11 protein-coding genes and 1 riboswitch are annotated in these 12,417 nt (G+C 56.5%); of the genes, 8 read left to right on the top strand and 3 right to left on the bottom strand.

The genetic code is table 11. The features are described 5' to 3' along the window. Window positions 1–9: 9 nt before the first annotated feature. The 3 genes from argB (at window position 10) to argH (ending at window position 3,473) form a co-directional block, all read left to right on the top strand. A complete protein-coding gene (argB, locus tag QZH36_RS19945; RefSeq protein WP_253457130.1) occupies window positions 10–786 on the top strand; it encodes an acetylglutamate kinase in 777 nt (258 codons plus the stop codon). A 19-nt stretch (window positions 787–805) separates the two neighbouring features. After that, on the top strand, window positions 806–2,020 hold the full coding sequence (locus QZH36_RS19940; protein WP_125290558.1) for an argininosuccinate synthase: 1,215 nt from the start codon (window positions 806–808) through the stop codon (window positions 2,018–2,020). Between the two features lie 79 nt (window positions 2,021–2,099). After that, window positions 2,100–3,473 (top strand): argininosuccinate lyase, encoded by a 1,374-nt coding sequence (argH, locus tag QZH36_RS19935; RefSeq protein WP_253457133.1) that lies wholly within the window; start codon window positions 2,100–2,102, stop codon window positions 3,471–3,473. Window positions 3,474–3,571: 98 nt separating this feature from the next. Here the strand turns inward: argH and QZH36_RS19930 are convergent, their stop codons facing one another. Beyond that, window positions 3,572–4,303: a glutathione peroxidase gene (locus tag QZH36_RS19930; protein WP_125290556.1), complete on the bottom strand. Its 732-nt coding sequence runs from the start codon at window positions 4,301–4,303 to the stop codon at window positions 3,572–3,574. Window positions 4,304–4,438: 135 nt separating this feature from the next. Here QZH36_RS19930 and oxyR point away from each other — a divergent pair, with 135 nt between their 5' ends. Then, the gene (gene oxyR / locus QZH36_RS19925; protein ID WP_253457136.1) at window positions 4,439–5,356 is read left to right on the top strand and encodes a DNA-binding transcriptional regulator OxyR; all 918 of its coding nucleotides are present in this window, start codon (window positions 4,439–4,441) and stop codon (window positions 5,354–5,356) included. Here the strand turns inward: oxyR and sthA are convergent. Further along, window positions 5,339–6,739, bottom strand: coding sequence for a Si-specific NAD(P)(+) transhydrogenase (gene sthA / locus QZH36_RS19920; protein ID WP_253457139.1), 1,401 nt, complete (start codon window positions 6,737–6,739; stop codon window positions 5,339–5,341). The two genes, oxyR and sthA, sit on opposite strands and share 18 nt — an antisense overlap. A 193-nt stretch (window positions 6,740–6,932) precedes the next feature. Between sthA and fabR the strand changes: the two genes are divergently transcribed. Together fabR and QZH36_RS19910 are read left to right on the top strand one after the other, a co-directional pair. Beyond that, a complete protein-coding gene (gene fabR, locus QZH36_RS19915) occupies window positions 6,933–7,574 on the top strand; it encodes an HTH-type transcriptional repressor FabR (protein ID WP_253457141.1) in 642 nt (213 codons plus the stop codon). A 9-nt stretch (window positions 7,575–7,583) separates the two neighbouring features. Next, entirely contained in the window at window positions 7,584–7,937 is a 354-nt protein-coding gene (locus QZH36_RS19910) for a YijD family membrane protein (protein ID WP_253457144.1), read from the top strand. A gap of 50 nt (window positions 7,938–7,987) precedes the next feature. On the opposite strand, the gene trmA is transcribed toward QZH36_RS19910, so the two are convergent. Then, the gene (gene trmA, locus QZH36_RS19905; protein ID WP_301730959.1) at window positions 7,988–9,088 is read right to left on the bottom strand and encodes a tRNA (uridine(54)-C5)-methyltransferase TrmA; all 1,101 of its coding nucleotides are present in this window, start codon (window positions 9,086–9,088) and stop codon (window positions 7,988–7,990) included. Window positions 9,089–9,214: 126 nt separating this feature from the next. Next, a riboswitch (cobalamin riboswitch) is annotated at window positions 9,215–9,387 on the top strand. 66 nt (window positions 9,388–9,453) lie between these two features. Between trmA and btuB the strand changes: the two genes are divergently transcribed. Both btuB and murI read left to right on the top strand, forming a co-directional pair. After that, on the top strand, window positions 9,454–11,325 hold the full coding sequence (gene btuB / locus QZH36_RS19900; protein WP_301252501.1) for a TonB-dependent vitamin B12 receptor BtuB: 1,872 nt from the start codon (window positions 9,454–9,456) through the stop codon (window positions 11,323–11,325). Further along, on the top strand, window positions 11,270–12,121 hold the full coding sequence (murI, locus tag QZH36_RS19895; RefSeq protein ID WP_253457155.1) for a glutamate racemase: 852 nt from the start codon (window positions 11,270–11,272) through the stop codon (window positions 12,119–12,121). Before btuB ends, murI begins: the two co-directional genes overlap by 56 nt. Window positions 12,122–12,417: the final 296 nt, after the last annotated feature.

The raw sequence follows: 12,417 nt of genomic DNA, 5'->3' as shown, positions 1-12,417 counted from the left end.
AGAAAGCCCATGACCAATCCTTTAATTATTAAACTCGGCGGCGTGTTGCTGGATAGCGAAGAGGCGCTGGCGCGCCTGTTTGACGCACTGGTGGCGTACCGCGAAACCCATCAGCGCCCGCTGCTGATCGTTCACGGCGGCGGCTGCCTGGTCGACGAGCTGATGAAGAAGCTGGCGCTGCCGGTGAAAAAGAAAAACGGCCTGCGCGTCACGCCAGCCGATCAGATCGACATCATTACCGGCGCGCTGGCGGGCACCGCCAATAAAACGCTGCTGGCCTGGTCGAAAAAACACGGTATTGATGCCGTTGGCCTGTGCCTGGGCGACGGCGGCAGCGTCAACGTGGCGGCTTTTGATGAAGAGCTGGGCCACGTGGGCCAGGCGACGCCGGGCAATCCCAAACTCATTACTACGCTGCTGGAAGCAGGCTACCTGCCGGTGATCAGCTCTATCGGCATCACCGAAGACGGCAAGCTGATGAACGTCAACGCCGACCAGGCCGCCACCGCGCTGGCCTCGACGCTGGGCGCCGATCTGGTGCTGCTCTCCGACGTCAGCGGCATTCTGGACGGCAAAGGCCAGCGCATCGAAGAGATGACGACGGCGCTGGCAGAACAGCTAATCGCCCAGGGCATCATTACCGACGGCATGATTGTTAAAGTCAACGCTGCGCTGGATGCCGCCCGCACGCTGGGCCGTCCGGTCGATATCGCCAGCTGGCGTCATGCCGAACAGCTACCAACCCTATTTAACGGCGTGTCGATTGGCACCCGGATCCTCGCTTAACCGGTTCAAGGAAATGACAATGCAAGATAAAAGCATCAAAAAAATCGTTCTGGCTTACTCTGGCGGTCTGGATACCTCCGCGATTATTCCGTGGCTGAAAGAGAACTACGGCGGCTGTGAAGTGGTCGCTTTCGTGGCCGATATCGGCCAGGAGCGTGGCGATCTGGAAGGCGTTGAGCAGAAAGCGTTGCAGTCCGGCGCTTCCGAATGCCACGTAGTGGATCTGCGTGAAGAATTCATCAGCGATTACGTCTATCCCGTGCTGCAAACCGGCGCGCTGTATGAAGGTACTTATCTGCTGGGCACGTCGATGGCGCGTCCTATTATCGCCAAAGCGCAGGTTGAGCTGGCGCTGAAAGTCGGCGCAGATGCGCTGTGCCACGGCGCAACCGGTAAAGGCAACGACCAGGTGCGTTTCGAAACCACCTACACCGCGCTGGCCCCACAGCTGAAAGTGGTTGCGCCATGGCGCGAGTGGAACCTGCGTTCCCGTGAGGCGCTGCTCGACTATCTGAAAGAGCGCAACATCCCGACCACCGCGTCGCTGGAAAAAATCTACAGCCGTGATGAAAACGCCTGGCATATCTCTACCGAAGGCGGCGTGCTGGAAAGCCCGTGGAATGCGCCAAACAAAGACTGCTGGGTCTGGACTGTCGATCCGCTGGAAGCGCCGGACCAGCCTGAGCAGGTGACGGTATCCGTGGAGAAAGGCCGCGTGGTTGCCGTAAACGGCGAAGCGCTAAGCCCGTTCGGCTGCCTGGAAAAACTGAACGTTATCGGCGCGAAACACGGCGTGGGCCGTATCGATATCGTCGAAAACCGTCTGGTGGGCATCAAGTCTCGCGGCTGCTACGAAACCCCTGGCGGCACCATTATGGTCAACGCGCTGCGTGCGGTTGAGCAGCTGGTGCTGGATCGCGACAGCTTCAAATGGCGCGAACAGCTGGGCCACGAGATGTCCTACGTGGTTTACGACGGCCGCTGGTTCGCGCCGCTGCGTAAATCCATTCAGGCCGCTGCCGAATCGCTGGCGGAAGAAGTCAACGGCGAAGTGGTGCTGCAACTTTATAAAGGTCAGGTTACGGCGATCCAGAAAAAATCCGCTAACAGCCTCTATTCAGAAGAGTTTGCGACCTTCGGCGAAGATGAAGTGTACGACCATCGTCACGCGGGCGGCTTTATCCGTCTGTTCTCGCTCTCTTCACGCATTCGTGCGCTGAACGAGAAAAAGTAAGCCGGTATTTAGCCTGGCGAAATAAGGCGGCGCAGGCCGCCTTTTAAAGAAAACTCAACGAATTTAAGGGAGCACTGACATGGCACTTTGGGGTGGACGGTTTACTCAGGCAGCAGATCAACGTTTCAAACTGTTTAATGACTCGCTGCGCTTTGACTATCGTCTGGCAGAGCAGGACATTGTCGGGTCCGTAGCCTGGTCCAAAGCGCTGGTGACGGTCAATGTTCTGACTACAGAAGAGCAGCAGCAGCTGGAAACCGCGCTGAACGTGCTGCTTGAGGAAGTACGCGCTAATCCGCAGCAGATCCTGGAAAGCGATGCGGAAGATATTCACAGCTATGTTGAAGGCAGGCTGATTGAGAAAGTCGGCGCGCTCGGCAAAAAGTTGCATACCGGCCGCAGCCGTAACGATCAGGTCGCCACCGATCTGAAGCTCTGGTGCAAAGCGCAGATCGGCGAGCTGCTGATCGCCACGCGTCAGCTACAGCAGGCGCTGGTGGCCACGGCAGAAGCGAACCAGGACGCGGTCATGCCGGGCTACACCCATTTGCAGCGCGCGCAGCCGGTGACCTTTGCGCACTGGTGCCTGGCTTATGTCGAGATGCTGGCGCGGGATGAAAGCCGCCTGCAGGATACGCTGAAGCGTCTGGACGTCAGCCCGCTGGGCTGCGGCGCGCTGGCCGGCACGGCTTACGAGATCGACCGCGAGCAGCTGGCCGGCTGGCTGGGCTTTGCCTCCGCCACGCGCAACAGCCTGGACACCGTTTCCGACCGCGATCACGTGCTGGAGCTGCTTTCCGACGCCTCTATCGGCATGGTGCATCTTTCCCGCTTCGCCGAAGATCTGATTTTCTTCAATACCGGCGAGTCAGGCTTTGTTGAGCTGTCCGATAAGGTTACCTCCGGCTCTTCGCTGATGCCGCAGAAGAAAAACCCGGACGCGCTGGAGCTGATCCGCGGCAAGTGCGGCCGCGTGCAGGGCGCGCTGACCGGCATGATGATGACGCTGAAAGGCCTGCCGCTGGCCTACAACAAAGATATGCAGGAAGACAAAGAAGGCCTGTTCGACGCGCTGGACACCTGGTCCGACTGTCTGCATATGGCCGCGCTGGTGCTGGACGGCATTCAGGTGAAGCGTCCGCGCTGCCAGGAAGCGGCAGAGCAGGGCTACGCCAATGCGACCGAGCTGGCTGACTATCTGGTAGCTAAAGGCGTCCCGTTCCGCGAAGCGCATCATATCGTGGGCGAAGTCGTTGTGGCGGCAATTGGCAAAGGCGTGGCGCTGGAAGCGCTAAGGCTGGAAGAGCTGCAACAGTACAGCAAGGTGATTGGTGAAGACGTCTATCCAATCCTGTCGCTGCAATCCTGTCTGGACAAGCGTAATGCGAAGGGTGGCGTTTCGCCGCATCAGGTGTCGCTTGCGATTACCGACGCGAAAAATCGCCTGGCGTAAGCAAAAAAAAGGCGGGCATCAGGCCCGCCAACTAATTTCGACTTATATTTTTATTTTAGGCACATAAGAGGGCGGGCGATGGCTCGCCTTCTTAATTCTTAGGCTAAAAAGAACTGTTCCAGATCGTCGCTGCCGCCGATGTGGCGTCCGCCGATAAAGACCTGAGGAACGGTCGCACGGCCGGTTACAGCGCGCAGGCTGACGGTGGTGGCATCCTGGCCCAGCACGATTTCTTCGTACTGAATACCGCGATCCAACAGCATCTGCTTGGCTTTAGCGCAGAACGGGCAGCCCGGCTTGGTGAACAGGGACACGGACTCCTGCACCTTAAATTCCGGTGCCAGATAGCGCAGCATGGTGTCGGCATCAGACACTTCAAACGGGTCGCCCGGCTTGTTTGGCTCAACAAACATTTTCTCTACCACGCCGTTGCGAACCAGCATGGAGTAGCGCCATGAGCGCGGGCCAAAGCCCAGATCCGCTTTCTCGACCAGCATTTCCATGCCGCGAGTAAAATCGCCGTTGCCATCCGGGATAAAGGTAATGTTGTTAGCGTGCTGATCGGCTTTCCACGCGTTCATAACGAAGGTGTCATTGACCGATACACACAGAATATTGTCCACGCCATGTTTTTTGAAAACGTCTGACAGCTCGTTATAGCGTGGCAGATGGCTCGATGAACAGGTTGGCGTAAACGCGCCTGGCAAAGAGAACACGATGACAGTTTTGTCTTTAAACAGCTCATCAGTCGTGACGTCTACCCAGCTGTCGCCCTGACGCGTATGAAAAGTGACCTGCGGGACTGACTTACCTTCCTGACTTGCAAACATAAACTACCTCTTGATTAGGGGTAAAAGTGACTCATCTCTCGAACGGGTGACATTATTATCATCCGGGCTTGATAGGGCTAATCGTTGATTGCTATTCTATCTATCGCCATGAACTATCGTGGCTCGGAGGAAAAGATGAATATTCGCGATCTTGAGTATCTGGTAGCGTTGGCTGAACATCGGCATTTCCGACGGGCAGCTGATTCCTGCCACGTCAGTCAACCTACGCTCAGCGGTCAGATCCGCAAGCTGGAAGATGAACTGGGCGTTATGCTGTTAGAACGCACCAGCCGTAAAGTGCTTTTCACTCAGGCTGGCCTGTTGCTGGTCGACCAGGCGCGCACCGTGCTGCGCGAGGTCAAGGTGCTGAAAGAGATGGCCAGCCAGCAGGGCGAGGCGATGTCCGGGCCGCTGCATATCGGGCTGATCCCGACCGTGGGACCTTATCTGCTGCCGCAGATTATCCCGACGCTGCACAAAACCTTTCCCAAGCTGGAGATGTATCTGCACGAGGCGCAAACGCAGCAGCTGCTGGCGCAGCTGGACAGCGGCAAGCTCGACTGCGCGATCCTGGCCCTGGTGAAAGAGTCAGAAGCCTTTATCGAGGTGCCGCTGTTTGATGAGCCGATGAAGCTGGCGATCTATCAGGATCATCCGTGGCACGACCGCGATCGCGTACCGATGTCGGATCTGTCTGGCGAGAAGCTGCTGATGCTGGAAGACGGCCACTGCCTGCGCGATCAGGCAATGGGCTTTTGCTTTCAGGCCGGGGCAGACGAAGACACGCATTTCCGCGCCACCAGCCTGGAAACGCTGCGTAATATGGTGGCGGCAGGCAGCGGCATCACGCTGCTGCCCGCGCTGGCGGTGCCGAAAGAGCGCGTGCGCGACGGCGTTTGCTATCTGCCGTGCTACAAACCGGAACCGCAGCGCACCATCGCGCTGGTGTACCGGCCAGGCTCGCCGCTGCGCGGCCGCTATGAGCAGCTGGCAGAGGCGATCCGCACCCATATGCAGGGCTATATGAACAGCGCGTTAAAACAGGCGGTTTAACCCGTTCAGCGCGGCCACGCGGTAGGCTTCGGCCATGGTGGGATAGTTAAAGGTGGTATTCACGAAGTATTCAATCGTGTTGCCGCCGTTTTTCTGCTCCATGATGGCCTGGCCGATATGAATGATCTCGGCAGCGCGTTCGCCAAAGCAGTGGATCCCCAGGATCTCTTTGGTTTCACGGTGGAAAAGGATCTTCAGGCTGCCGACGTTCATCCCCACAATCTGTGCGCGCGCCAGATGCTTAAACTGCGCCCGACCCACTTCGTAAGGCACCTTCATCGCCGTCAGCTGCTGCTCCGTTTTGCCCACCGAACTGATTTCCGGAATGGTATAAATACCGGTTGGGATATCCTCAATCAGGTGCGCGTTCGCTTCGCCTTTCATCAGCGCCTGAGCGGCAATGCGGCCCTGATCGTAAGCGGCAGAAGCCAGGCTTGGATAGCCGATCACATCGCCTACGGCATAAATATGCGGCTGGGCGGTCTGATACATGCTGTTGACCTTCAGCAGGCCACGGCCGTCCGCCTCCAGCCCGACGTTTTCCAGCCCCAGCGCATCGGTATTCCCGGTACGGCCGTTGGCGTACAGCAGGCAGTCGGCCTTCACTTTTTTGCCGGACTTCAGATGCATGATCACGCCGTCGCTGACGCCTTCGATTTTCTCGAACTCTTCGTTATGGCGGATAACCACGCCGCTGTTCCAGAAATGGTAGGAAAGCGAATCTGAGATTTCCTGATCGAGAAACGCCAGCAGATGATCGCGCGTGTTGATTAAATCAACTTTTACGTTCAGTCCACGGAAGATAGAAGCATATTCGCAGCCGATCACGCCCGCGCCATAAATAATCACGTGGCCAGGTTCATGATGCAGATTAAGAATGGAATCGCTGTCGTAAATGCGCGGATGGGTAAAGTCCACGTCTACCGGATGATAAGGACGCGAGCCGCAGGCGATAACAAATTTCTCAGCGGTCAGTCTTTCCACGCTGCCGTCGTGCGTAACGATTTCGATAGTGTTGGCGTCAACGAAACGGGCGTCGCCCTGATACAGTTCGCAGCGGTTGCGCTCGTAAAAGCCCTGACGCATCCGCGTTTGCTGACTGATAACGTTTTCCGTATGGTTCAGAATGTCAGCAAAAGAAGAGCGCAGCAGGCGGGTGTGATCGCTGTAAAGCGGATTCTGGTTAAATTCGATAATGCGGCTGACGGCGTGGCGGAGTGCTTTTGATGGAATGGTTCCCCAATGGGTACAACCGCCGCCGATATTGTGATAACGCTCGATAACGGCAATGCGCGCGCCCTGTTTAACCAGGCCCATCGCCGCGCCTTCGCCGCCAGGACCGGAACCAATCACGATGGCGTCGTAATCATAAGACTGTTGCATACCAATACGTCCTATATTCTTATACAAATTTTCAACTTTATTCTAACATCTCGTGAGCGGGTTCCCAATTTTAACTGTTCAATTTGCCATTTATTGACAAAGCGGAAGGTTAACAGGCGTACACAAAGTTGATACCGCTGTACGCTGAAAAGTTTGATATAGTGCAAATCTGGCAGGCAAAACAGGCACAAACATGGGCGTCAGAGCGCAGCAAAAAGAACGGACACGGCGTTCGCTGATCGAAGCGGCATTCAGCCAACTGAGTGCCGAGCGGAGTTTTGCCAGCCTGAGCCTGCGGGAAGTCGCCAGGGAAGCGGGCATCGCGCCGACTTCCTTTTATCGTCATTTTCGCGATGTTGACGAGCTTGGGCTGACAATGGTGGATGAGAGCGGCCTGATGCTGCGCCAGCTGATGCGCCAGGCGCGTCAGCGTATCGCTAAAGGCGGCAGCGTTATCCGCACCTCGGTGTCCACATTTATGGAATTCATCGGCAATAATCCCAACGCTTTCCGCCTGCTGTTGCGTGAACGCTCCGGCACGTCGGCCGCGTTTCGCGCCGCGGTAGCCCGTGAAATCCAGCATTTTATCGCCGAGCTGGCGGACTATCTTGAAGTTGAAAATCGTATGCCGCGCAGCTTTACCGAAGCGCAGGCGGAGGCGATGGTTATTATTGTCTTTAACGCCGGGGCCGAGGCGCTGGATATCGACGTGGCGCAGCGACGCCAGCTTGAAGAGCGGCTGGTGTTGCAGCTACGGATGATCTCTAAAGGCGCTTACTACTGGTATCGACGCGAACAGGAGCGGCTGGCGGTGTCGCCAGGCGCCCATGATTAGGAGAGTGAGATGAGTTTAGCGACTGGCCGGGACAAGGGTACGCTGCTGCTGGCCTTTCTGACCGGGCTATCCATTAACGGCTCGTTTTCGGTGCTGTTCAGTTCGATAGTGCCGTTTTCCGTTTTCCCGCTTATCGCGCTGGGCCTTTCCGCCTGGTGCCTGCATCAGCGCTATCTTAACCGCGCGATGCCGGACGGCATGCCTTCTCTCGCCGCTGCGTTTTTCCTGCTCGGCATCCTGGTTTACAGCGCTATCGTCCGCGCGGAATATCCTGAAATCGGTTCTAACTTTGTGCAGACTATTTTGATGGTTGCGCTAATTTTCTGGATTGGCCTGAAGCTGCGGGCGCGCAGAGGCGGCTAACGCCCGACGGTGCAATAAAAAGAGCGATGCCTGGCATCGCTCTTTTGCGTTTAGCGCCGCGTCAGCAGAACGCCGCACTCCATATGATGGGTATAGGGGAACTGGTCAAACAGCGCCAGCCGTTCAACGTCATGGGTGGCGGAAAGCGTAGCCAGATTGTCGCACAGCGTCTGCGGGTTGCAGGAGATATAAAAGATGCGCGGGTAAGCCTGCACCATTTTTACCGTCTCTTCATCCAGCCCGCTACGCGGCGGATCGACAAAGATAGTCTCGCACTCGTAGCTGCTGAGATCGATGCCTTCCAGACGGTTAAACTGGCGCGTGCCGTTCATCGCCTGGGTAAACTCTTCTGCCGCCATGCGGATAATCTGCACGTTTTCAATATTGTTGACGGCAATATTGTACTGGGCGGAAGCGACCGACGGTTTGGCGATCTCCGTAGCCAGCACGCGACGGAAATTGCGTGCCAGCGCTAAAGAGAAGTTGCCGTTGCCGCAGTAGAGTTCCAGCAAATCGCCGCTGGCGTCTTTTGTCACGTCCAGCGCCCACTCCAGCATTTTAATGTTCATCGCCGCGTTCGGCTGGGTAAAGCTGTTCTCTACCTGACGATAGATCAGCTCTTTTCCGGCTACCGGTAAACGCTCGTCCACAAAATCCCGATCCAGGCAGATTTTGGTTTTAGTGGCGCGGCCAATCAGATGCAGATCGAAGCCTTCCGCACGCAGCTCGTCACGCAGCGCCGTGGCCGCCTGCTGCCATTCATCCGTCAGCGCGCGATGGTAAAGCATGGAAACCACAATCTGCTTGCTCAGCGTGGAGAGATAATCAATCTGGAACAGCTTATGGCGCAGCACCGGCTTATCGCGCACGGCGTCAATCAGGCGAGGCATCAGCTGATTGATCAGTTCACTGGCCGCCGGAAAGCTGTCGACGCGGATACGCTGGCGCGTCTGCTGGTCAAAAATAATATGGTAGAGGTCGTCGCCGTCGTGCCAGATCCGGAACTCAGCGCGCATACGGTAGTGGCTGACTGGCGAACGGAAAACTTCGACATCCTGTGCGGTAAAAGGAACCATCAGCGTTTGCAGACGGGCTACTTTCTCTTCCAGTTGGGCATCGTAGTGTTCGATCGGCAGCTGTTCGGGAGTCATGGTCATTCCTGGGTTAAGGGCCTTAAAAGCCCTGCGATTGTAGGCATCCGCCGCGTAATGTCCAGCGTTGTCCGGTGCTGGCATCGTTTGGATGCGCGGGCGTCTGGAATTCTGTATGGGTTAACCATAAAATGCGCTGCCGGCCTTTCAATAAGTTAAAAGGGAATCCAGTGCAAAGCTGGAGCTGACGCGCAGCGGTATGGAATGTCGTCGTGGGTGCCTGACACTGTCTTTGGATGGGAAGTCTGCACCGTTTCATGATTCCGAGCCCGAAGACCTGCCGGTGATTACGTCGCAACTCCTACGAGCGCGTTCTTTCTCGTATGCCTGCGGCATCTGCATGATCTACCGGATGCTCTGACACCATGATAACGAAACCGAAGCTGTTCGCCTTCAGCGCTACGGCACTTTCCCTCTGGGCGCAATATGGCTTTGCGCAGGATGCCGACAGCACGTTGGTCACCACCGCAAACCGTTTTGCACAACCCGTTTCCTCCGTGCTTGCGCCCACCACGGTCGTCACGCGCGAGGAGATAGATCGCTGGCAGTCGAAAAGCGTTGCCGATGTGATGCGTCGGCTGCCGGGCGTGGATATCGCGCGCAACGGTGGGCTGGGGCAGCAAACCTCGCTGTTTATTCGCGGCACCAACTCCAGCCACGTGCTGGTGCTGATTGACGGCATTCGCCTGAATCAGGCCGGCATCAGCGGCTCTTCCGACCTCAGCCAAATCCCGATCTCGCTGGTGCAGCGTATTGAATACGTGCGCGGCGCGCGCTCGGCCGTTTATGGCTCTGATGCGATTGGCGGCGTGGTTAACATTATTACCGGGCGGGAAAAACCGGGCACGACCTTAACGGCCGGAGTCGGTTCAAACGGCTATCAGGCTTATGACGGCGCCACGCAACAGATGCTGGGGGAAAACACGCGTGTGACCCTGGCGGGTAACTATACCTATACCAAAGGGTATGATGTGGTGGCGAACTATCCGGATGCTTCAGGCAACGAGCGGCAGAAAGATCGCGATGGCTTTATGAGCAAAACGCTTTACGGCGCGATTGAACAGCAGATCAATGACGAGTTCAGCGGTTTCGTGCGCGGCTACGGCTACGACAACCGCACGGCCTACGATGGCTACTCTACCTATGTTAAGCCGGATACCTATGTCGATACGCGTCAGCTTTACAGCCAGACGTGGGATGGCGGCCTGCGCTTCAATAACGGGCTTTACTCTTCTCAGCTTGTCGCCAGCTATAGCCACTCTAAAGATTACAACTACAGCCCAGGCCTGGGACGGTATGACGGATCCGCTACGTTAGACGACTCGCAGCAGTACAATCTGCAATGGGGCAATAACATTGTGGTAGGCAACGGCAGCGTTAGCGGCGGCGTCGACTGGCAGAAGCAAACCATCGAGCCCGGCACGGCCTACGTTACCGACAGCCACGAAGTAACAAATACCGGCCTTTATGCAACAGCCCAGCAGGCGTTCGGTTCACTGACGCTGGAAGGCGCGGTGCGCGGCGACGATCATGCCGAGTTTGGCTGGCATAACACCTGGCAAACCAGCGGCGCATGGGAGTTCGCAGAAGGCTATCGCGTTATCGCCAGCTATGGAACGGCCTTTAAGGCGCCAACCATCGGCCAGCTTTACGGCTCCTTTGGCGGCAACAGCGATCTCGATCCGGAGCAAAGCAAGCAGTGGGAAGGGGGCTTCGAAGGCCTGACCGGCCCGGTTACCTGGCACGTGTCGGGCTATCGCAACGATATCGATAGTCTGATCGACTACAGCAACGTAACCAGCAGCTACTACAACGTGAATAAAGCCACGATTAAAGGCGTGGAAACCACGGCGTCGTTTGATACCGGCCCCGTCAGCCACACGCTTTCCTATGACTATACGGATGCGCGTAACGGTGAAACCAACGAAATCCTCTTGCGTCGCGCCAAACAGCAGGTGAAGTATCAGCTTGATTACACCCTGTATGCCTTCGACTGGTCGCTCAGCTATCAATATCTGGGCCAGCGCTACGATAAAGAGTATTCACAGGATGCCAGCGGCAAAATTGTGAAGCTTGGCGGCGTCAGCTTATGGGATCTCGCGGTTTCGTATCCGGTCACATCCCGGCTGACCGTTCGTGGTAGAATAGCCAACCTGTTTGATAAAGATTACGAGACAGTTTATGGCTATCAAACTCCAGGAAGGGAGTATTACCTCAGCGGCAGCTACACCTTCTAATCCGCGACCCACCGTGCTGGTGTTTGATTCCGGCGTCGGTGGGCTTTCCGTCTGCGAAGAGATCCGGCAGCTGCTGCCGGATCTGCACTATATCTACACCTTCGATAACGTCGCCTTCCCCTACGGTGAAAAAAGCGAAGCTTTTATTGTTGAACGCGTGCTTGAAATCGTGACCGCCGTTACGCGTCTGTATCCGCTGTCGCTGGTAGTTATCGCCTGCAACTCGGCCAGCACCGTTACGCTTCCCTCCCTGCGCGAACGTTTCAGTTTTCCTGTCGTCGGCGTGGTGCCGGCAATTAAACCCGCTGCGCGCTTAACGCGTAACGGCGTAGTCGGCCTGCTGGCGACGCGAGGGACGGTAAAGCGTCCTTATACCCATGAGCTGGTTAAGCGCTTCGCCGGTGAATGCAAAACGGAAATGCTGGGTTCCGCAGAGCTGGTGGAGCTGGCGGAAGCCAAGCTGCAGGGTAAAGAGGTGCCGCTGGAGCAGGTAAGACAGATCCTGCAACCCTGGCTGCGGATGAAAGAGCCGCCCGATACGGTGGTGCTCGGCTGCACGCACTTCCCTTTATTGGCGGATGAACTGCAACAGGTATTGCCTGAAGGGACGCGATTAATCGACTCCGGCGCGGCTATCGCGCGTCGCACCGTCTGGCTGCTGGAAAATGAGTCGCCAAAAGTCTTCTCCGAAGAAAGTAATCTGGCCTTTTGTCTGGCAATGACGGAGCAGGCAGTACAATTAATGCCCGTTTTACGGCGTTATGGCTTCGAAAAGCTCGAAAAACTGGCGCTTTAGCCCGGCTTTGCATAAAAAAACAACGGTCGGAAAATTTTTTAAAAATAGGGGTTGTCAGCCGTCAGAAACTCCCTATAATGCGCCTCCACTGACACGGAACAACGGCCTGACGGTCACCGGGTCAGAAGGTTCAGGAAGCTGAATCGCCGGAGAAAACTTCTGAAAAAGTGGTTGACTCTGAAGGAGGAAAGCGTAATATACGCCACCTCGCGGCAGGAAGCGAAAGCACTGCTCGCAACGCTCTTTAACAATTTATCAGACAATCTGTGTGGGCACTCGCAGGATTGATATCAAGC

It is taken from the genome of Erwinia wuhanensis, assembly GCF_030484085.1.
GTDB lineage: Bacteria > Pseudomonadota > Gammaproteobacteria > Enterobacterales > Enterobacteriaceae > Erwinia > Erwinia aeris.
The sequence above is the reverse complement of the archived record's forward strand: the minus strand, read 5'-3'. Positions and strand labels throughout refer to the sequence as shown.

Coding starts and splice junctions, on each gene's coding strand:
- argB (WP_253457130.1), top strand. CDS start 10: ATGACCAATCCTTTAATTATTAAACTCGGCGGCGTGTTGCTGGATAGC.
- QZH36_RS19940 (WP_125290558.1), top strand. CDS start 806: ATGCAAGATAAAAGCATCAAAAAAATCGTTCTGGCTTACTCTGGCGGT.
- argH (WP_253457133.1), top strand. CDS start 2,100: ATGGCACTTTGGGGTGGACGGTTTACTCAGGCAGCAGATCAACGTTTC.
- QZH36_RS19930 (WP_125290556.1), bottom strand. CDS start 4,303: ATGTTTGCAAGTCAGGAAGGTAAGTCAGTCCCGCAGGTCACTTTTCAT.
- oxyR (WP_253457136.1), top strand. CDS start 4,439: ATGAATATTCGCGATCTTGAGTATCTGGTAGCGTTGGCTGAACATCGG.
- sthA (WP_253457139.1), bottom strand. CDS start 6,739: ATGCAACAGTCTTATGATTACGACGCCATCGTGATTGGTTCCGGTCCT.
- fabR (WP_253457141.1), top strand. CDS start 6,933: ATGGGCGTCAGAGCGCAGCAAAAAGAACGGACACGGCGTTCGCTGATC.
- QZH36_RS19910 (WP_253457144.1), top strand. CDS start 7,584: ATGAGTTTAGCGACTGGCCGGGACAAGGGTACGCTGCTGCTGGCCTTT.
- trmA (WP_301730959.1), bottom strand. CDS start 9,088: ATGACTCCCGAACAGCTGCCGATCGAACACTACGATGCCCAACTGGAA.
- btuB (WP_301252501.1), top strand. CDS start 9,454: ATGATAACGAAACCGAAGCTGTTCGCCTTCAGCGCTACGGCACTTTCC.
- murI (WP_253457155.1), top strand. CDS start 11,270: ATGGCTATCAAACTCCAGGAAGGGAGTATTACCTCAGCGGCAGCTACA.